Consider the following 20,031-nt stretch of genomic DNA (forward strand, 5'->3'; position numbering starts at 1 on the left):
GTGCAGTTTCGGGCCGCCATCAACTCAACTCCGCGGCATCATGCAACCGGAGCGGCTTGCAAGCCTGCATCTAGGGGCTATTTTTATGGTGCGCCCGTGAAACCGCATGCTATAAGCCGCGCCGCTCGGCCGGAATTGCGGTGCCGCGCGATGCCCATCAAGCGGCGTCAGACTACGGCGTCCAACGCGGTGTCTTTGGGCGGGCGTGGCGGAATTGGTAGACGCGCTGGGTTTAGGTTCCAGTGACGCAAGTTGTGGGGGTTCGAGTCCCTCCGCCCGCACCATGCCCCTTGGGGATGCCGTTCGCTTTGGACGCAGTGAATTTGCTAGGAACGACGCCGCATGCGCGGCGACAAGGAAACGAAGACAGTCATGCAGGTGACAGAGACGCTTTCGGACGGCTTGCGGCGTGAGTATCGCGTGCTGATCCCCGCCGGAGAACTCGACTCCAAGGTCAACGACCGCCTCGGCGAAATGAAGGACCGCGTGCGTATCAACGGTTTTCGCCCCGGCAAGGTGCCGGTCGCGCATCTGAAGCGCGTTTATGGTCGTGCGGCGATGGCGGAAGCAATCGAGGCGGCGGTTCGTGACGCGAACGCCAAGATCGTCGCGGACAACAATTTCCGCTTGGCGATGCAGCCACAGGTCACGTTGCCGAACGAGGAGAAGGACGTGGAAGCCGTGATCGGCGGCAAGTCCGATCTGTCTTACACCGTTGCGCTGGAAATTCTTGCGCCCATCGAGTTCGGCGATTTCAAATCAATCTCGCTTACCAAGCTCGTGGCGGATGTCACCGATGAACAGGTGGACGAAGCCTTGAAGAAGATCGCCGAGCAGAATCGGCCTTACGCAGATAAGGGTGAGGGAGCCAAGGCTGAGAGCGGCGACCGCGTGATCATTTCCTTTGTCGGCAAGATCGACGGCGCGCCGTTCGAAGGCGGCACCGGCGAGGATGTCGCGGTGCAGCTTGGTTCGGCCACGTTCATTCCGGGCTTCGAGGACCAGTTGATCGGGATTGCGGCCGGTGAACAGCGCGTGGTGAAAGTGACCTTCCCGCAGAATTATCCCGCGGCGCATCTCGCCGGGAAGGAGGCCGAGTTCGACGTCACCGTCAAGACGGTCGAGGCGCCGAAGGAAGTGACCATCAATGATGACTTCGCCAAATCGCTCGGCCTGGAATCGCTGGACAAGCTGAAGGATGCCGTCAAGGAACGCCTAGCGCGCGAAAGTGATGCCCAGTCGCGACAGCGCCTGAAGCGCGAACTCTTCGACCAGCTCGATGAAATGCACAAGTTCGAGGTGCCGCAGGGGCTGTTCGAGCAGGAATTCCAGAATCTGTGGCAGACCGCGCAGAATGAAATGAAGCAGCAGGGCAAGAGCTTCGCCGACGAGAACACGACCGAGGAGGCCGAGCAGGCGGAATATCGCAGGATTGCCAACCGCCGGGTGCGGCTGGGCCTTCTGCTCGACGAGATCGCCCGCCGCAACGATCTCACCGTTACCGATGACGAGACGACGCGGGCGGTGGTGGAGCAAGTCCGCCAATATCCGGGCCGCGAACAGGAATTGTGGGACATGTTCCGGAAGAATCCGGAAGCCTTGGCCTCTATCCGCGCGCCGATCCTTGAGAACAAGGTCACCGACTTCCTGTTGGCCTTGGGCAACGTCACCGACAAGAAGGTGACGCGGGACGAGCTTTATCGCGAAGACGACGATAAGGCGGCTTAACCATCGCCTCTGGTCGACTTAACCATCGCTGCCTATATCTGCCTTCGTCCAGTCGCAGCGCGGGACGAAGGCGCTATGGTAAGGCATTGCGATTCGAGAGGCGGTCGCCACGGCCGCAGGAGATGTCATGAGAGATCCCGTCGACACCTATATGAACTACCTCGTCCCGATCGTAGTCGAGCAGACCAATCGGGGCGAGCGCTCCTATGACATCTATTCGCGCCTGCTGAAGGAGCGCATTATTTTTATCACCGGTCCGGTGGAGGACGGGATGGCGACCGTGGTTGTCGCGCAGCTCCTGTTCCTGGAAGCGGAAAATCCGAAGAAGGAAATTTCGATGTACATCAACTCCCCCGGAGGAGTGGTGACATCGGGCATGGCGATCTACGACACCATGCAGTTCATCCGTCCGGCCGTGTCGACCCTGTGCATAGGCCAGGCCGCGTCGATGGGGTCGCTGCTATTGACGGCCGGCGCCAAGGACCTGCGCTTCGCGCTGCCCAATGCGCGCATCATGGTGCATCAGCCATCCGGCGGCTTCCAGGGCCAGGCGACCGACATCATGCTGCATGCGCAGGAAATCCTGAACCTGAAGAAGCGCCTGAACGAAATCTACATGAAGCATACCGGCCAGCCGCTGAAGACGATCGAAGATGCGCTGGAGCGGGATTACTTCCTCACCGCCGACGCGGCCAAGGATTTCGGTCTGGTCGACAAGGTGATCGACAAGCGGATGGAAGATCTCCAGATCAAGGCTTGAGGGGTTCTAAGCTGTTCACGAGGCACCCGTCTGCAAGGGACGGATGGCGCGAATCGACGCAGCTCTGGCGAGGTTCGGCGGAGAAAGTTCCGATCCGTGCTGGCATTTCAAGCGGATGGGATGAGGGGATAGGGGTGTTTTCCCCATCAAATGACCGCATTCGTCGTCTGATTGGGACATTGGTCGTAGTGATGCGGCCGCCTATTCAACGTGCGGTTATCATTAATAGATTCTTGATTGTCCTGCCCTTAGCATGTTTGGCTAGTGTTAGGGTAAAGCTGGCTTTGGGGGAGGATTTCGGGGCTGCCTGTGCCTGCCAGGCAACATATTGGCAGGGATACGGGTGTTAAGTTTGGCCTGCGCTGCAAGGCGTGCGCCCTTGAGAAGCGAACGGAGACTGGAATGAGCAAAGCAGGCGGCAACGACTCCAAGAACACGCTTTACTGCTCGTTCTGCGGCAAGAGCCAGCACGAAGTCCGCAAGCTGATCGCAGGTCCGACGGTCTTCATCTGCGACGAATGCGTCGAACTGTGCATGGACATCATCCGCGAGGAAAACAAATCCTCGCTGGTCAAGTCGCGCGACGGCATCCCGACCCCGAAGGAAATCTGCAAGGTGCTCGATGACTATGTCATCGGCCAGCAGCACGCGAAGCGCGTGCTTTCGGTCGCGGTGCACAATCACTACAAGCGGCTGAATCACCAAACCAAGCACAACGATGTTGAGCTTGCGAAATCGAACATTCTGCTGATTGGACCGACTGGCTCCGGCAAAACCCTGCTGGCGCAGACCTTGGCGCGCATCCTCGACGTGCCGTTCACGATGGCGGATGCGACGACGCTGACCGAAGCCGGCTATGTCGGCGAGGACGTCGAGAACATCATTCTGAAGCTGCTGCAGGCCGCCGATTACAATGTCGAGCGCGCGCAGCGCGGCATCGTCTATATCGACGAAATCGACAAGATCAGCCGCAAGTCTGACAATCCTTCGATCACACGCGACGTGTCGGGCGAGGGCGTGCAACAGGCTCTGCTCAAGATCATGGAAGGCACCATCGCCTCGGTGCCTCCGCAGGGCGGCCGCAAGCATCCGCAGCAGGAATTCCTGCAGGTTGACACCACCAACATCCTGTTCGTCTGCGGCGGTGCCTTTGCCGGCCTCGACAAGATCATCTCTGCGCGCGGCCGCACCACCTCGATCGGCTTCGGCGCCACCGTGCGCGCGCCGGAAGATCGCAAGGCCGGTGAGATTTTCCGCGAAGTCGAGCCGGAAGACTTGCTGAAATATGGCCTGATACCGGAATTCGTAGGCCGCTTGCCGGTCGTGGCGACGCTGGAAGATCTGGACGAGGCCTCGCTCAAGAAGATTCTGGTCGAGCCGAAGAACGCGCTGGTGAAGCAGTACCAGCGTCTGTTCGAGATGGAGAATATCGATCTCACGCTGGCCGAGGAGGCGCTGGGCGCCATCGCCCGCAAGGCCATCGAGCGCAAGACCGGCGCGCGCGGGCTGCGTTCCATCATGGAAAGCATCTTGCTCGACACCATGTTCGATCTGCCGAGCCTGGAAGGCGTCGAGGAGGTCGTGATCTCGCGCGAAGTGGTCGAGGGTACGGCCCGGCCACTCTACATCTATGCCGACCGGTCCGACCGGGCGGGCGAGGCCCCAGCCAGCGCTTGATAACTTGCCGGCGGTGCGCGACACGGTCGAGAATCGCCTTAAGCTGAACTGTGCTAGGTATTCTGGGGGTGTCGGGCATGTGCTTGACACTGCCGCACTGCAACGCCACCTAAGGCATGCGAACGGAACGCGTACGAAGGCGAACTGACTATTCCGGGCGGGGTTTCGTACCCACCTCTCGCGCATGGTCCCCGTTGCTCTGGACCCTGCTCCCCCCGGTTCCCGATGGCACTCTCCTATGGCTGCGCACCAGGCGGGCCGCGGAGAGGGGCACAACAAAAAGGATATACGGGCTATGACCACGTCCAATAAGCCGCGCCCGCCGCTGATCGCCGGGGAAACCAAGGCCTATCCGGTTCTTCCGCTCCGCGACATCGTTGTCTTTCCGCACATGATCGTGCCGCTTTTCGTGGGCCGCGAGAAATCGATCAAAGCCCTCGAAGAGGTGATGCGCTCCGACACCTTCATCCTCCTGGCAACGCAGAAGAACGCGTCCGACGATGATCCGTCGACCGACTCGATCTATGAGGTCGGCACCATCGCGAGCGTGCTGCAATTGCTGAAGCTGCCCGACGGTACCGTAAAGGTGCTGGTCGAAGGCGCGCAGCGTGCCAAGGTTCTTAAATACACTGACCGGGCGGATTATTACGAAGCCGATGCTGTCGTCATCGAGGATGATCTCGGTGAAGCGGTCGAAGGCGAAGCGCTCGCGCGTTCGGTCGTCACCGAATTCGAGAACTATGTGAAGCTGAACAAGAAGGTGTCGCCTGAGGTTGTCGGCGTCGTCCAGCAGATCGACGACTACGCCAAGCTTGCCGACACGGTCGCGTCCCATCTGCAGGTCAAGATTCCCGACAAGCAGGCGATCCTCGAAATTCTCAGCGTACCCCAGCGGCTGGAAAAGGTTCTGGGCGTGATGGAAAGCGAAATTTCCGTCCTGCAGGTCGAGAAGCGGATTCGTACGCGCGTGAAGCGTCAAATGGAGAAGACGCAGCGCGAGTATTATCTCAACGAGCAGATGAAGGCGATCCAGAAGGAGCTCGGCGACGAGGACGGCAAGGACGAACTCGCCGAACTCGAGGAGAAGATCCGCAAGACCAAGCTCTCCAAGGAAGCGCGCGAGAAAGCGACGCACGAACTCAAGAAGCTGCGGCAGATGTCTCCGATGTCCGCCGAGGCGACAGTCGTGCGCAACTATCTCGACTGGCTGCTGTCGATCCCGTGGCAGAAGAAGAGCAAGGTCAAGAAGGACCTCAAGCTGGCGCAGGACATTCTCGATGCCGATCATTTCGGCCTGGAAAAGGTCAAGGAGCGCATCGTCGAATATCTTGCCGTGCAGCAGCGCGCTAACAAGCTGACCGGCCCGATCCTGTGCCTCGTTGGCCCTCCCGGCGTCGGCAAGACCTCGCTCGGCAAGTCGATCGCAAAAGCGACCGGCCGCGAATTCGTACGCGTGTCGCTCGGCGGCGTGCGCGACGAAGCGGAGATCCGCGGACATCGCCGGACCTATATCGGCTCGATGCCTGGCAAGGTCATTCAGTCGATGCGCAAGGCGAAGTCGTCAAACCCGCTGTTCCTGCTCGACGAGATCGACAAGATGGGCGCCGATTTCCGCGGCGATCCGTCATCGGCTCTGCTCGAGGTGCTCGATCCCGAACAGAATTCGACGTTCAATGACCATTATCTCGAGGTCGATTACGATCTCTCCAGCGTGATGTTCATCACGACGGCGAACACGCTGAATATTCCGGCGCCGCTGATGGACCGCATGGAGATCATCCGCATCGCCGGGTACACGGAGGATGAGAAGGTCGAGATTGCGCGCAGGCATCTGATCCCGCATGCGATCAGCAAGCACGGCCTCGAGTCCAAGGAATGGTCGATCACCGACGAGGCCTTGCTGACCATGATCCGGCGTTACACCCGCGAAGCGGGTGTGCGTAATCTCGAACGCGAAATTTCAACCCTGATCCGCAAGGCGGTGAAGGAATTGATGATCTCGAAGAAGAAGTCGGTGAAGGTCGAAGCCAAGGATCTCGCCGATTATCTCGGCGTACCGAAATATCGTTACGGCGAAGTCGAGGATATCGATCAGATCGGCGTCGTGACCGGTCTTGCCTGGACCGATGTGGGTGGCGAGCTGCTCACCATCGAAGGCGCGATGATGCCCGGCAAGGGCAAGATGACCGTCACCGGCAATCTGCGTGACGTCATGAAGGAATCGATCTCGGCGGCGGCCTCTTACGTCCGCTCGCGGTCGATCGCGTTCGGCATCGAGCCGCCGCTGTTCGACAAGCGCGACATCCACGTGCACGTGCCGGAAGGTGCGACGCCCAAGGATGGTCCGTCGGCCGGCGTCGCCATGGTGACTGCGATCGTTTCGGTGATGACCGGTATTCCGGTTCGCCGCGACGTGGCAATGACCGGCGAGATCACCTTGCGCGGCCGCGTGCTGCCGATCGGTGGCCTCAAGGAGAAGCTGCTGGCGGCGCTTCGCGGCGGCATCAAGACCGTGCTCATTCCGGAAGAGAATGCGAAGGATCTCGCAGACATTACCGAGAATGTGAAGAGCGGTCTGGATATCATTCCGGTCTCCCGTATGGACGAGGTCCTGGCGCGCGCTCTGGTGCGCAAGCCCGAGCCCATCCAGTGGGAAGAGGTGCCAACCAAGGCTGCCGAGGCGGCGGTTGAAGAAGATTCATCCGGTCTAACCGCTCACTAAGGGCATCTTTGAACTGCAAAAATGCCGAACGGCGGCGTCGAAAAGCGCCGCCGTTCATTTTGGGCGGCTTTACGTTTGAGTTCTACGTTTGGGGCTTGTCCCGGGCTGGGGTGACGCAATAAGAAGGGCGCACGGGCGGTTAGCTCAGCTGGCAGAGCGGCTCGTTTACACCGAGTAGGTCGGCGGTTCGATCCCGTCACCGCCCACCATCGCCAGACGAAAGTACCCGGCAAATCACCTGCTTTTCCAAAGAGCTGAGAGCGGCAATGCATGCGACATGGCATGTAGAAGTTGCGTTTGCAACGAAGCCGCAGTTTTAAGCACTGATCACCATATCATCACAAAAGCAAAATTTGTCTTCGTAAAAACAGCGGCAATCTCGCGCAAAAGCAACAAACGTTTCTTTGATCCGACTAGATTCACTTATCAACTTTTCGCAATCGTGTTGTCTCCTTGTCGTAAATACGGACGCGCTGACGTAAGGTCATCCTTGCTGAGCCGCGTTTCGATACTCGAATTGCCGGTGAGGCAAGATCGCGTTCGTCCCGCAAGGACGAAGCCGCGCGTATTGGAGACAATAAGATGTTGAAGAAGGCATATATCGCTGCGGCACTTGGGGTGCTCGTTGTGTCGAGCGCCGTCCCTGTGTTCGCGCAAACGAGACCCGAAAACCCTCCGGGTATGCGTCCTGAAAATCCTCCAGGAGCGCGGCCGGAGAATCCTCCAGGCATGCGGCCTGAGAATCCTCCGGGAGCGCGGCCGGAAAATCCTCCGGGAGCCCGTCCTGAAAATCCTCCAGGAGCGCGGCCGGAAAATCCTCCGGGCGCACGTCCGGAAAACCCGCCCGGAAAGAAATAAGAGGCGTCAGGCTGGTCTGAGCCGCTTCCTGCGGTCGGACAGCCGGAGTTCTCTTCACGGATTTCACATTGCGGTCGGAGCCATGCCCGGCCGCAATGTTCCGTGTCTGATGCATGTGTAAGTATTAACGAGGCCGAGGTGGGCCATGCAAGCATTGCTCAGGAACACGCTGTTGGCGGCTGCGACGTCAATTGGTTTGCTTTGTTGCCCGGTCCTGGCGGCGGCCTATGAGCCGATCCCGGCCGAAAAGCTGAAAACCAATCAATTCGACGTTGAATATGTCGAACCGAAAAACGAGGCGCATCGGCCGATTTACGAGATGCTGAAAGAGCAGCGCATGCTCGAAAAGTTTCAGGCCTTCCTCGCGCCGGTGAAGCTGCCGATCAGGATTAAGCTGAAGGTCGAGGGCTGCGACGGCGTCGCCAATGCCACGTTCTGGGATGACGCGATCAAGGTTTGCTACGAATATTTCGAATATATTTGGAAGCAGACTCCCAAAATGGCGACCAGAGGATTGTCGCCGAAGGACGCAATGATTGGGCCGACGGTCGACGTCTTTCTGCATGAAGCGGGGCATGCCGTTCTGGAAGTTCTTGATATTCCCTTCTTCGGACGCGAGGAAGAAGTCGCCGATTACTTTGCGACGTATCTTCTGCTGCAATTCTGCAAGGACGATGCGCGGCGGCTGATCCTCGGCGCGTCCTTTATCAGTGGCCGCGAAGCCATGGAGGAGCAGGACAAGACGCCGGAACTGCGATTATTGGCGGACACCCACTCCTTACCGGCGCAACGCCACTTCAATCGATGGTGCATGGCCTATGGGGCCGATCCGGTGCTGTTCGCGGATGCAATCAGCTTCGGCATGCTGCCGAAAAGCCGCGCGAAACATTGCCGGTACGAATATCAGACCAATCAATACGCGTTCCAGAATCTGATCTCGCCGTACATCGACCAGGAGCTGAAGCAGAAGGTTATGGCGCGGAAATGGTTCCAGTTTGAAACGCCGGTGGCGGCGACTTTCATGGACACGCCGACGGAAACCGCGACCGCCGTCTCTCCAGAGGACACGCCCAAGGCGTTCAGGCCTTTTGGCGACAGGACAGCTCCGAAAGAGGCCGCGACGGCCAGTCCTGCAGACGGCACGCCTAAGGCCATACGACCGTCCGGCGACAAGAAGCGCTAGTGTGGCGAATCTGGAGTTCGCTTGATTGTGCAGCATGCTCATTGAGCGAGCTTGGGATTCGCAGGACCCAAGGAAAACTATGCTTCTGGTGTGGTTTTGTTTCAGAACTTCGCGTGATGGATACGCCGCGAGAAGGAAGCGAACTTCTGAACCACCACATTAGGCCGGAAGGGATGGCAGCCTTCACAAATGAAACGCGCCGGCAAAGGCCGGCGCGTTCTGCGTTAGGAGGGCCATGCGCGCTGGTACTGCGCGGCTGGCAGGATTTCAGATGGCTTCCTTGAGTTCCTTGGCGGCGCGGAAGGCCACCTTCTTCGACGCCTTGATCTGAATTTGTTCCCCGGTCGCCGGGTTGCGGCCGATGCGAGCCGCCCGCTTGCGAACCTGCAGAATGCCGAGACCGCCGATACGGATACGGTCGCCCTTCTTGAGATGCTTGGTGATCGAGGTCACCAGATCACCGAGGATCGCCTCGCTCTGTTTCTTGGACAACTGGTGCTCCTCGGCCAGCTGAGCCGCGAGATGCTTCAGCGTAACGGTGGGAGCTGTCGCCGGCTTCTTGTCAGCCATGGTTGGCCCTCCTTTTCATCAAGCGGCGTTACGAAAATCCACAGAGTGTGGCCTTTAGACGATTCTGAGGCGGGGGAGAATGGCTTTTTCGCCTGAGTCCCAGGGGTTTTTGCAATTTTTGGTGAAAAAAGGTTGCAACCACAACGCGGTACAGCCCGGAATAGGTCGAATTGAACCGTTCAGGCGGTTGAAATCCGGAGGTATCGAATGCGGGATTTGGCATGGCGGGAGCGACGGGACTCGAACCCGCGGCCTCCGGCGTGACAGGCCGGCGCTCTAACCAACTGAGCTACGCCCCCATGCAAGGGAGTAGGGCGGACTTAAATGGCACCCCAGCGCAAGTCAACCCGCTTGCAGCGTCAGGCCTGCGACGTCCACGGCAGGCCGCGACAATGATCATGCTTGCCAGAGAAATTTGATTACAGAATTATGACGGTCGCTTTGCGCCGCCGGTCGCTCAAGGTTTCCATAATCCGGCGCCTGGTGTGCGTCGGTCATGTCGACTACAGATGATGTGCGGGTGCCCCAACGTTCCGGGGCCATAGCGGCGACGCAAAGGCTGGTGCGGTTCAATCTGGTCGCGGCGTTCCTGCTGCATCTGGCGGCGTTCGCCTGCCTGGTCCTGACCGAAGCCGACCCACTCGGACGGAGTCTGTTCCTCCTCACCTGGGGATTATTGAATTTCACCTGGCTCCTGCTGCTGCGCCGCCCTGTCATCTCGGCGGCGCTGTCGCTCGCGATGGTTGTGATCGTGATTCTGGTGTCGCAGTTCAAGTTCGACATCACCTGGATGACCATCACGTTTCTGGACATTCTGATCATCGATTCCGACACCTTCGCCTTTCTGCTGAAGATTTTTCCCGATTTGCGGACGTCGCTTCTCATCGCCGCTGCCGTCGCCATTCCCGTGGCGGGTCTGCTTTGGTTCTGCGACCGTTTCCGGGTCCGTCGGCGCACCTCGCTCGCCGGCGGTGCCTTATGCTTGGCGGGATTGATCACCCTGTCGAACCAATTTCCCGAACAGCCTTGGGAGCCGTTCCAGGGTGTCAACCATGTGTCGAATTTTGCTCGGTCGGGCGTATTGTCGGTCTCTGAATTGTCGACCAAGGGCTGGCTGGAATTCGATTCCGCCATCGCCAACCCGACCAGACCGGCCCGCGATCAGGCCTGCGCGCCGACCGCACGGCCGCCGCATATCGTGATGGTGCTGGATGAATCGAGTTTCGACATCACCATGGCGCCCGGCATCAAGGTGCCGCCCGACTACACCGATCATTTCCGCTCCTCTGACGGCAAGACGCGGCGGCTGCTCACCGAAGCGACTGGCGGCCCGACCTGGTACACTGAATACAATGTGCTGACCGGGCTGTCGGCGCGCTCGTTCGGGCGCCTGATGTTCTATGTCACACGCATCGCGGCGGGACGCGTGGAGCGCGGCCTGCCGCAAGCCTTGCGCCGTTGCGGATACAAGACCGTCTCGCTCTATCCCGCTTATGGCGCGTTCCTGAGCGCGCGGCGTTTCCAGAAGACCGCCGGCGTGGAGCGCATGATCGATTCGAAGGAAATGGGCGCCGGCGATGTCGAGCCGGACCGCTTTTATTACGACAAGGCGCTGCGCCTGATTGAAAAGGAAGGCAAGGACACGCCGCTCTTCATTTTTGTCTATACGGTCGCCAATCATTTCCCCTGGAATACGACCTTCCGCCCCGACCTGACGCCGAATTGGCGTCCGCTCGGCAACGTGCCGGAGGTCGATGAATATATCCGCCGGCAGACAATGAGCGCGCGCGACTATTCCGACTTTGCCGGCAAACTGAAAAAGCAATTCCCGGACCAGAAATTCCTGGTGGTACGCTTCGGCGATCATCCGCCCGCGATTGCGCATCGGATCATCGATCCTTCGCTCGACGACGAGGAGATCGCACGGCGGGTGATGAATTACGATCCGCGCTTCTACACCGCCTATTACGCCATCGACGGCATCAATTTCGAGCCGGTCGCGAGCCCCTCGGCGCATGAACGGCTCGATGCGCCCTATCTGCCTCTGGTTATTCAGGAGGCTGCCGGGCTTCCCCTCGACTCGACCTTTCTGGAGCAGAAGCGCATTCTGCAGCGCTGCGACGGCCTGTTTTACGCTTGCAAGGATGGCGCGGAGGCGCGCCGCTTCAACCGCCTTCTGGTCGATGCAGGCCTGATCAAGGGGTTTTGACGTCAATCATCCGCCGGGGCGCGGTCGGCACGCGTGCGTGGCTTGTCGGTTCGCAACAGGCCGCCGGCAAGATCAGCCAGGGTCGGGCGGGACAGGGCCGTGAATGGCAACGGCCGCGTCACCTCGATCGCCGCAAGTCCCAGCCGCGCCGTGAGAAGGCCGTTCAGCACGCCTTCGCCGAGCCGCGCCGAAAGCTTTGCCGCGACGCCGTGTCCGATCATCTGCTGAATCAGGCTGTCGCTCGCCGCCATCCCGCCGGTGATCGCGAGATGCGAAACCACCTGTCGGGCAAGACGGATAAGGCCCAGCGTGCCCGGCCGGCCGCCGTAGAGCAGCGCAAGGCGTCGCGCGAGCCCGAGCGCTGTGATCAAGACGAAAAACATGTCGACCGCGGCGCGCGGGCTGACTGCCGTGACAATGGAGACGCGCTTGGCGGCGGCGCTGACCAGCCGGCGGGCCTCTTGGTCCAGCGGCGTCATCAACTCACGTTCAGCGAGTTGAACAAGACCGGCACCGTCGATGATATCGCCCAGATGGCTTTCCAGCCGGGTTCGGGCGCGTGCCAGAGGCGCGGCATGCCGCTCAAGCGCAAGCAGATCGCGCACCACAGACCGCCCGTCGGTCAGGTCATCGCTTGCGAGCACGTCCGTCGCCCGCTGTCTCAGGCCTTCGATCGCCTTGAGGCGGGACAGCCCGCGCACTTCGCGGATCAGAATGGCGAGTAGTGCAATCACCGCCAGGACGGCAAGCGTCAGGCCGAGCCAGCCAAGCGGGGCAAAGCGCGCAAAGAGATCCTCGATCAGGCTAGTCACAGCGAGGCCAAGTCCGAGCGACACCAATCCGCCGGTGGCCCACCAGAATAGACTGCGCCATGACCAGGCGGGGCGGGGTGATGGGGTGCTCGGCAGCGCCGGCAATGCCGCATCATCGTCCGTGCGCAGATCGATCAACGACAGGTCATCGTTGGGCTCGGCAACAACGACATGCGGATCGTTCGGATCGAACATCGCCGGCTTGTGTTTGCGTGGCTGGCTCATGGCCGGTCCTTCATTGCAGTTTGTCGCCGATCAGAAATTGCAGCGTGCGATCGAGACGGATATGCGGCAAGGCGGGCGCGCCATTCTCGGCAGTTTCCAAGAGTGGCGGCCGGAAGCGCAGGAAACGGAAATCGGCGTCGTCCTGACCCGTGGATGCGAGCCCCCGGAATGAATTGCCTTTGCCTTCAAAGAACCCATCCGGCGTTGCCGGCAATTCGCCCGGATAGATCACCGTTTCGGTCGCGCCGTCGAATGTCTTGCCTCCGGCGATTTCGCCGGCCACGGGCGTGCCGACAATGGAGGCAAGGAGGTTGGCCCCGCGCTTGACCTGTGCCTCGCGTGTCGCGCGGACGGCGGCCAGCGCCACCACATCGATCTGCGCCCCGGAGAACTTGGCGCGCGCCACGGCGCGGTCGGTCATGCGCGAGAGGATGCGCTCAAGCCGGTCATGCGATGAGTGATGCAGGTGGTCCGCCTTGGTCGCGGCGAACTGGACGCGGTCGATCCGCGGCGCGAACATGGTGCTGAGCCAGCTATTCCGGCCGAAGTTGAAACATTCGAGGATGGCAGTCAGCGCGCGTTCGAGATCAGCCAGCGCGTCTGGTCCCGCATTGAGCGCCGCCAGCACGTCGATGAGGACGATCTGGCGATCAAGCCGCACGAAATGATCGCGGAAAAAAGGCCGCACCACCACATCCTTGTAGGCTTCATAGCGCCGCTTCATCATCGCGTGCAGCGAACCGGGCGCCGCCTCGCTGTCCGGCATAACGTTGAGGGGTGCAAAAGTTAGCGCCGGCGAATCCGCAAGATCGCCGGGCATCAGAAACCGGCCCGGCGGCAACAGGCTCATGGCGAAGCGCTCGTCGCGGCAGGCGCGCAAATAATCAGTGAACAATCTGGCGGCTGCGCGCGCATGATCTTCATCTTCCGGCGCCGAAGGCGCGAGGCCGGGATGTGACAGCCACGGCGCGGCGAGCGCCTTGCGTGGAGGCATATGCGCCAGCGTCAGCGTTTCTGCGGACCAGGTCTCGTAGCTTTTCTCGATGAGCGGCAGGTCGAGCAGCCATTCCCCCGGATAGTCGACAATATCCAGCGTGAGCTCGCGCAACGCGCCCTTCTTTGATTGGTATTCGATGACCAGGCGGATTTCGCTGATCTGACGGGTCGATTCCGGCCAGGCCCGCTCGGTCACCAGCGCATGAACATGCTTTTCGTAGTCGAACCGTGGAACGGCGTCGTCCGGCTGTGGCGACAGCCGCGCGCGGATGATGCGTCCGTTCGAGGCTTCGAAGACGGGGAAGCGTCCGCCGCGCAGCAACGCGTGGATCAGTGCCGTGATGAAAACAGTCTTGCCGGCGCGCGACAAGCCCGTCACGCCGAGCCGGACGGTCGGGTTGAACAGGGACGTGCCAAATTCGTACAGCGCCAAGGAGGCGGCACGAGTCTGTTCGGCCACCCGGGTCAGAGCGTTCGCCATCGAGCGCTTACCTAAGCGCAGGGAAGGGTGACTTCAATTGCCAGAGAAGGATGCGGCAGGAAGAGGCTCAGTTACCGCGTTTTTCGGCGCTCCAGATTCCGGAGCATTCCCCTTTGGACGAGCGCCAGGTCCCGGAGCCGGATGTTCTACTCATTCGTCCAGTGCCGTTAGCGCTCTTGTCGCCGCGGGTCACGCTGACCCGGATTCCGCCACCACGGGCGACGCGGCCCTGAATGCGAAAACTTGAACTGGCCGGATCAGCATGTCCAACGCGGCCATGCTTGATGCGGACGGCATAGCGATAGCCGCGATCGCAGGTGCCTTGCTCGGTGATGATCAGCACGCTCCACAGCCCGTCATAGCTCGCCACCTGCGCCCGCGCCGGCGTTCCTGCCAGGATGACCAGCATTCCCATCAGCGTAAGAGTCCTCAACAAGCGCGTCATGGCCTTGTCCCCAGCGGAAATGTCTAAATGTCTAGACGTGCGTCATCGCGCAGCTTTGGTTGGTCGTGTGAAAAAGTCGGGGGGTTCATTTCGGAACGCCAGCCCGCTTTTGCCTTGCGCGAAACCGAAATCGAATAAAGCCTTCATATAATCAGAATCGAAGGGTCCGCGGCTTGGCGCGCTGAAGGCCTCGTCAATGAAGGCGAGGTGAAAGGGCACATCGCTTCGTTGCGCCAGAACAAAGGCGCGGTCAATGGCATTGCGGGCCACGACCTTGATCGCCGCCGACACCGTGCGCCCAAGAATGCCGAGCGTGCTGCGCTCCGTCACCTGAAAGTCGGTTCCGAGCTTCATGTTGACGACGATATAGAGATCGGTGGCGGGAAGCTTGAAGCTGCTTGTGCTCATCTGCAGGGCATCTGGTGCGACGTAGAATTGCGCCCCAAGGCCGCCGTCGACATGCATTTCGTGAAAGCGCGCCGAGCCGGCCTCTGCCGGGATCAGAACAGGGGGAAACGCGCCCGGAATGCTGATCGCGGCCATGAGAATCTCGCGAACGAGTTCGAGCGCCTGCTGATCGCCTTTGCTGGCGATGGCGCCGATATCCCAGGCGACAGGCCGGCCAGCATCGAGGTTGGTGGTCAGAACGAACAGTCTGCGACCGCGCCTGTGCTCGGCGGCAACATCCGCAAGCAATTCCTTCGTAAACTGTTTTGCGACAAGCTCCTTCAGCGGCCAGGTGTCGAGCAGACTTTCGCCTTTGCCGCCGATCTCGAAGATGTCAGTGGCATTGATGGTTGTGTAGGCCGCGCGCAACTGGTCGTCGTATTTCGTGCCGGCAAATATAAAGGGCGCCATCAAGGCGCCCGTGCTGACGCCGGTGATGACTGAGAATTCCGGCCGCGTGCCCGCGGCGCTCCAGCCGGCGAGCAGGCCGGCGCCATAGGCGCCATCCTCGCCCCCGGTCGACAGGATCAGCCAGGGGCCGGAGGTCTGCGGCAACGCCCGGATAAAGTCCTGCGGTGAATCGGCCCAGAACCGTGCGTTCGGAATTCCCGGGATCACAGCCGCCGCCTGATCGGCTGCCGTGAATTCCTGCCGCGGAGCGATGGTGGGCTCTTCCGTCTTGGAGGACGGCGCGCGTTTTTGCGTTTTCTTGGCAGGGCCCTTTTGTATCTTCCTGCCAGATCGCTCCTGGCCGGAAAATTCGAGGAGGGGATCAGTTCGTGCGGAGGGCGATGCCAAATCCACGGCCCGGCTGGGCCGGGCATTTGCGGCGTTCAGGTCAAGAAAGACCGCCCCCATCAGTAGGGCTGAGAACAGGCCCGTCAGACTGACCATTGATGTCATCAAATGAGTCCGCATCGCGGTAATTTTGTAACAGGTGGTTCCACATGGCAATTCGGCACGGGTGCCGGCGGCTTTCATCCACATACGAAAGTTGATGCCCACAGTTTCAGAGAATGGTGGCAGGGCTGGGACACGGGAACGCTTGTTATTGTGTATGCACTGGGGTAAAGGGTCGCGCGTTCCCGCCGCGTCGCCATTTCGCACCGATTCCGGGGCTGTTTCGTGCTGGCGCCGTCCCACTGGCCGGCTGTGGTCCGGGGCGGGATTCCGCAAGGCGCGGGCGGCTATCCGTCCGCGCTCAGTCACTGAGGTGCGAGGCAGGGTCGGCATGAGCGAGCTTCTTCAGCAATATCTCCCGCTCGTGGTTTTCATTGCCGTTGCGCTGGGCCTGAGCGCCGCATTGCTGATCGCTCCCTTCATTGTCGCCTACAAGCAGCCGGATCCAGAAAAGTTGTCCGCATATGAATGCGGTTTCAATGCGTTCGATGACGCACGTATGAAATTCGACGTTCGCTTTTATCTGGTCGCCATCCTGTTCATCATTTTCGATCTGGAAGTCGCCTTCCTGTTCCCGTGGGCGGTGGCGTTCGGCAAGCTCGGTTTGTTCGGCTTCTGGTCGATGATGGTCTTTCTTGCGGTCCTGACCATCGGCTTTATCTATGAGTGGAAGAAGGGGGCGCTGGAATGGGATTGAGCGCGCACCCTGGGAATATCAAATGAGCGCGGTTATTGCTCCCGCCGCCAAAGGCATCATCGATCCGCGGACCGGAAAGCCGGCCGGCACGGATGATCCATTCTATGTCGGATTGAACCACGAGCTCTCCGACAAGGGATTCCTCGTCACCACCGCCGACGATCTCGTGACATGGGCGCGTACCGGCTCGCTGATGTGGATGACCTTCGGTCTCGCCTGCTGCGCGGTTGAGATGATGCAGATGTCGATGCCGCGCTACGACGCCGAGCGCTTCGGATTCGCGCCGCGCGCCTCGCCCCGGCAATCCGATGTGATGATCGTGGCCGGCACGTTGACGAACAAAATGGCGCCGGCTTTGCGCAAGGTCTATGACCAGATGCCGGAGCCGCGCTACGTGATCTCGATGGGATCATGCGCCAATGGCGGCGGCTATTATCACTATTCCTATTCGGTCGTACGCGGCTGTGACCGCATCGTGCCGGTTGACATCTACGTCCCAGGCTGTCCGCCCACGGCGGAGGCGCTGCTCTACGGCGTTCTGCTGCTGCAGAAGAAAATCCGCCGCGTTGGCACGATCGAGCGCTGAAGGTCGGTAATGCAGGATAAGCTTTCAGCTCTCGGTCAGACGATTGCCGACGCGGTTGCGGGATCGGTTATCGGACACGCCGTTGCGACCGGCGAACTCACCGTCACGGTGAAGGCGCAGGATATCGTCAAGGTCATGCGCTTCGTGCGCGACGATCCCCGCTGCCAGTTCGTGTGCTTTATCGATGCGACCGCGGTCGACTGGCCGGCCCGCGAAAAGCGTTTCGATGTCGTCTATCATCTGTTGTCGCCGAAGCTGAACGCGCGCATCCGCGTGAAGCTGGAAACTGATGAAGCGACTCCTGTGCCTTCCATCATCGAGGTGTTTCCGGGAGCCGACTGGTTCGAGCGCGAACTGTACGATCTTTACGGCGTGCTCATCACCGGCCACCCGGACATGCGCCGCCTGCTCACCGACTACGGCTTCGAAGGCCATCCCTTGCGCAAGGATTTCCCTCTCACCGGCTTTGTCGAGGTGCGCTGGGATGATTCGGTCAAGCGCGTGGTCTATGAGCCGGTGCGCCTGAACCAGGAATTCCGCAATTTTGATTTCCTGTCGCCCTGGGAAGGCACTGACTACCCTTTGCCGGGCGACGAGAAGGCCCAGGACGGGAAAGCCGGGAAGGGTAGCTGACGTGAAAGAAACCCTGAAACCGGGCCTCAAGCATCGCTTTAACTACCGTGTCCCGGACAACAAGACTGTTCCGCATCTCTATCCGGAAGCGGCGGATTTCCAGACCATGCCCCGGGTCCTCGCCACCGGCTATATGGTCGGATTGTTTGAATGGGCCTGCATCGACCTGATGAAGGAGCATCTCGATCCGGGCGAGGGCAGCTTGGGTATCCATGTTGACTTCAGTCATCTCGCAGCGACGCCGCCCGGGCTAACGGTGACGGTCGAGGCCGAATGCACCGCCGTCGACGGCAAGCGTTTGACCTTCCATGTGCGCGGCCATGATGGCGTCGACGTCATCGGCGAGGGCCGTCATGAGCGCGCAGTGGTGACCTGGGACAAGTTTAATGCGCGGGTCGCGGATAAAGCGGCCAAGGCAAGAGTGGCATGATGGCGAACGCTGCCTCTTATCGACAGTTACCCGGCGGCTGCCTGTGCGGCGGCGTGCGTTTTCGCGCAACCCCTAAGAATGGCGAATTCGGAGCCTGCCATTGCAGTATGTGCCGGAAGTGGACTGCCGGCCCGTTCCTCGCGCTGGAATGCGAAGGCCCGGTTGAATTCGAAAGCACAACGGCGTTGGGCGTCTATCGCTCGTCCGAATGGGCCGAGCGCGGCTTTTGCCGGCAATGTGGCACGCCGCTGTTCTACCGGCTCGTCGGGAAGGAATTCTACGCGGTGTCGACAGAGGCCTTCGACGACAGAAGCGGCTTCGCCTTCACAAGTCAGATCTTCATCGACGAGAAGCCGGCCTATTACGAATTCGCGAACAAGACGAAGACGATGACTGGCGCTGAGGTTTTTGCTGCCTTCGCGCAGGAAAACCAGTCAGCGGCGCAGGATTGATCGGTTACATTCGATGGCACAGACCGCCGAGCGCAATTTCACCATCAATTTCGGCCCGCAGCACCCGGCGGCGCACGGCGTGCTGCGCCTCGTGCTCGAGCTCGATGGCGAGATCGTCGAACGCGTCGATCCGCATATCGGCTTGCTCCATCGCGGCACCGAGAAGCTGATCGAGCACAAGACCTATCTGCAGGCGATCCCCTATTTCGACCGGCTCGATTACGTCGCGCCGATGAACCAGGAGCACGCCTTCTGCCTCGCGGCGGAGAAGCTGCTCGGTGTCACAGTCCCGAAGCGTGGGCAATTGATCCGCGTCCTCTATTGCGAGATCGGCCGGCTGCTGTCGCATCTGCTCAATGTCACCACGCAAGCGATGGACGTCGGCGCGCTGACCCCGCCGCTCTGGGGCTTCGAGCCGCGCGAGCAATTGATGGTATTCTACGAGCGCGCCTCCGGCTCGCGCATGCACGCAGCCTATTTCCGCGTCGGCGGCGTTCATCAGGACCTGCCGCAGAAGCTGATCAACGACATCGAAGCGTGGTGCGATCCGTTCCTGAAGACGCTCGACGATATCGACACGCTGCTCACCGGCAATCGCATCTTCAAGCAGCGCAATGTCGATATCGGCGTGGTGAAGCTGGAAGACGCCTGGGCCTGGGGCTTTTCGGGCGTGATGGTGCGCGGCTCCGGCGCCGCCTGGGATCTGCGCAAGGCGCAGCCCTACGAGTGTTACGGCGAGCTCGATTTCGACATCCCGGTAGGCAAGAACGGCGACTGCTACGACCGTTATCTCATCCGAATGGAGGAGATGCGCCAGTCGGTCCGCATCATGAAGCAGTGCATCGAGAAGCTGCGCGCGCCGGAAGGGCAGGGCCCGGTTTTGGTGGACGATAACAAGATCGTGCCACCCAGACGTGGCGAGATGAAGCGCACCATGGAGGCGCTCATCCATCACTTCAAGCTTTACACCGAAGGCTTTCACGTGCCTGCGGGCGAGGTCTATGCCGCGGTCGAGGCGCCCAAGGGCGAGTTCGGCGTCTATCTCGTCGCCGACGGCACCAACAAGCCCTACAAGTGCAAGATCCGCGCGCCCGGCTTTGCGCATCTGCAGGCGATGGATTTCATCTGCAAGGGCCACATGCTGGCCGACGTCTCCGCCATCCTCGGCTCGCTCGACATCGTGTTCGGGGAGGTGGACCGGTGATTGCCCGCTTCCTCCT

Annotated in this window: 17 protein-coding genes and 3 tRNA genes; 14 read left to right on the forward strand and 6 right to left on the reverse strand. The window is 60.6% G+C overall.

All coding sequences use genetic code 11. From position 1 onward, the window contains the following. Positions 1–199: 199 nt before the first annotated feature. The 7 genes from RO009_16515 to RO009_16545 all read left to right on the forward strand — a co-directional run bounded on the left by RO009_16515 (position 200) and on the right by RO009_16545 (position 8,928). A tRNA-Leu gene (locus RO009_16515) sits at positions 200–284 on the forward strand. A gap of 88 nt (positions 285–372) precedes the next feature. Beyond that, complete coding sequence (tig, locus tag RO009_16520) at positions 373–1,728, forward strand: trigger factor (protein MDT3686637.1); 1,356 nt, start codon at positions 373–375, stop codon at positions 1,726–1,728. Between the two features lie 127 nt (positions 1,729–1,855). Next, positions 1,856–2,488, forward strand: a complete 633-nt coding sequence (gene clpP / locus RO009_16525; protein ID MDT3686638.1) for an ATP-dependent Clp endopeptidase proteolytic subunit ClpP — start codon at positions 1,856–1,858, stop codon at positions 2,486–2,488. 402 nt (positions 2,489–2,890) lie between these two features. Further along, positions 2,891–4,165 carry an ATP-dependent Clp protease ATP-binding subunit ClpX gene (clpX, locus tag RO009_16530; protein ID MDT3686639.1) on the forward strand — a complete coding sequence of 425 codons (1,275 nt, stop codon included), beginning with the start codon at positions 2,891–2,893 and terminating at the stop codon, positions 4,163–4,165. Positions 4,166–4,460: 295 nt separating this feature from the next. Then, positions 4,461–6,887, forward strand: coding sequence for an endopeptidase La (lon, locus tag RO009_16535; GenBank protein MDT3686640.1), 2,427 nt, complete (start codon positions 4,461–4,463; stop codon positions 6,885–6,887). 133 nt (positions 6,888–7,020) lie between these two features. Continuing rightward, a tRNA-Val gene (locus tag RO009_16540) sits at positions 7,021–7,096 on the forward strand. A 794-nt stretch (positions 7,097–7,890) separates the two neighbouring features. Then, entirely contained in the window at positions 7,891–8,928 is a 1,038-nt protein-coding gene (locus RO009_16545; GenBank protein MDT3686641.1) for a DUF4344 domain-containing metallopeptidase, read from the forward strand. 267 nt (positions 8,929–9,195) lie between these two features. On the opposite strand, the gene RO009_16550 is transcribed toward RO009_16545, so the two are convergent. Beyond that, positions 9,196–9,498: an HU family DNA-binding protein gene (locus tag RO009_16550; protein MDT3686642.1), complete on the reverse strand. Its 303-nt coding sequence runs from the start codon at positions 9,496–9,498 to the stop codon at positions 9,196–9,198. Between the two features lie 222 nt (positions 9,499–9,720). Then, positions 9,721–9,797: transfer RNA gene (locus RO009_16555), tRNA-Asp, on the reverse strand. Positions 9,798–9,994: 197 nt separating this feature from the next. On the opposite strand from RO009_16555, the gene RO009_16560 reads away from it, so the two are divergent. After that, positions 9,995–11,707 (forward strand): sulfatase-like hydrolase/transferase, encoded by a 1,713-nt coding sequence (locus tag RO009_16560; protein ID MDT3686643.1) that lies wholly within the window; start codon positions 9,995–9,997, stop codon positions 11,705–11,707. Between the two features lie 2 nt (positions 11,708–11,709). Here the strand turns inward: RO009_16560 and RO009_16565 are convergent, their stop codons facing one another. From RO009_16565 to RO009_16580, 4 genes are all read right to left on the reverse strand, one after another. Further along, positions 11,710–12,744 (reverse strand): TIGR01620 family protein, encoded by a 1,035-nt coding sequence (locus tag RO009_16565; GenBank protein ID MDT3686644.1) that lies wholly within the window; start codon positions 12,742–12,744, stop codon positions 11,710–11,712. A 10-nt stretch (positions 12,745–12,754) separates the two neighbouring features. Beyond that, positions 12,755–14,221, reverse strand: a complete 1,467-nt coding sequence (locus RO009_16570; protein ID MDT3686645.1) for a YcjX family protein — start codon at positions 14,219–14,221, stop codon at positions 12,755–12,757. Positions 14,222–14,288: 67 nt separating this feature from the next. Beyond that, entirely contained in the window at positions 14,289–14,666 is a 378-nt protein-coding gene (locus RO009_16575) for a hypothetical protein (GenBank protein MDT3686646.1), read from the reverse strand. A 42-nt stretch (positions 14,667–14,708) separates the two neighbouring features. Next, a complete protein-coding gene (locus RO009_16580) occupies positions 14,709–16,016 on the reverse strand; it encodes a patatin-like phospholipase family protein (GenBank protein MDT3686647.1) in 1,308 nt (435 codons plus the stop codon). Positions 16,017–16,344: 328 nt separating this feature from the next. Here RO009_16580 and RO009_16585 point away from each other — a divergent pair, with 328 nt between their 5' ends. The 6 genes from RO009_16585 to RO009_16610 are packed head-to-tail and all read left to right on the forward strand — an operon-like array spanning position 16,345 to position 20,015. After that, a complete protein-coding gene (locus RO009_16585) occupies positions 16,345–16,710 on the forward strand; it encodes an NADH-quinone oxidoreductase subunit A (protein ID MDT3686648.1) in 366 nt (121 codons plus the stop codon). A 22-nt stretch (positions 16,711–16,732) separates the two neighbouring features. Further along, a complete protein-coding gene (locus RO009_16590; GenBank protein MDT3686649.1) occupies positions 16,733–17,296 on the forward strand; it encodes an NADH-quinone oxidoreductase subunit B family protein in 564 nt (187 codons plus the stop codon). Positions 17,297–17,305: 9 nt separating this feature from the next. After that, the gene (locus RO009_16595; GenBank protein ID MDT3686650.1) at positions 17,306–17,929 is read left to right on the forward strand and encodes an NADH-quinone oxidoreductase subunit C; all 624 of its coding nucleotides are present in this window, start codon (positions 17,306–17,308) and stop codon (positions 17,927–17,929) included. Position 17,930: 1 nt separating this feature from the next. Then, on the forward strand, positions 17,931–18,359 hold the full coding sequence (locus tag RO009_16600) for a thioesterase family protein (GenBank protein ID MDT3686651.1): 429 nt from the start codon (positions 17,931–17,933) through the stop codon (positions 18,357–18,359). Next, positions 18,359–18,811, forward strand: coding sequence for a GFA family protein (locus RO009_16605; GenBank protein ID MDT3686652.1), 453 nt, complete (start codon positions 18,359–18,361; stop codon positions 18,809–18,811). Before RO009_16600 ends, RO009_16605 begins: the two co-directional genes overlap by 1 nt. 13 nt (positions 18,812–18,824) lie before the next feature. Next, positions 18,825–20,015: an NADH-quinone oxidoreductase subunit D gene (locus RO009_16610; GenBank protein ID MDT3686653.1), complete on the forward strand. Its 1,191-nt coding sequence runs from the start codon at positions 18,825–18,827 to the stop codon at positions 20,013–20,015. Positions 20,016–20,031 lie beyond the last annotated feature (16 nt).

This window comes from Pseudorhodoplanes sp. (assembly GCA_032027085.1).
Lineage (GTDB): Bacteria > Pseudomonadota > Alphaproteobacteria > Rhizobiales > Xanthobacteraceae > Pseudorhodoplanes.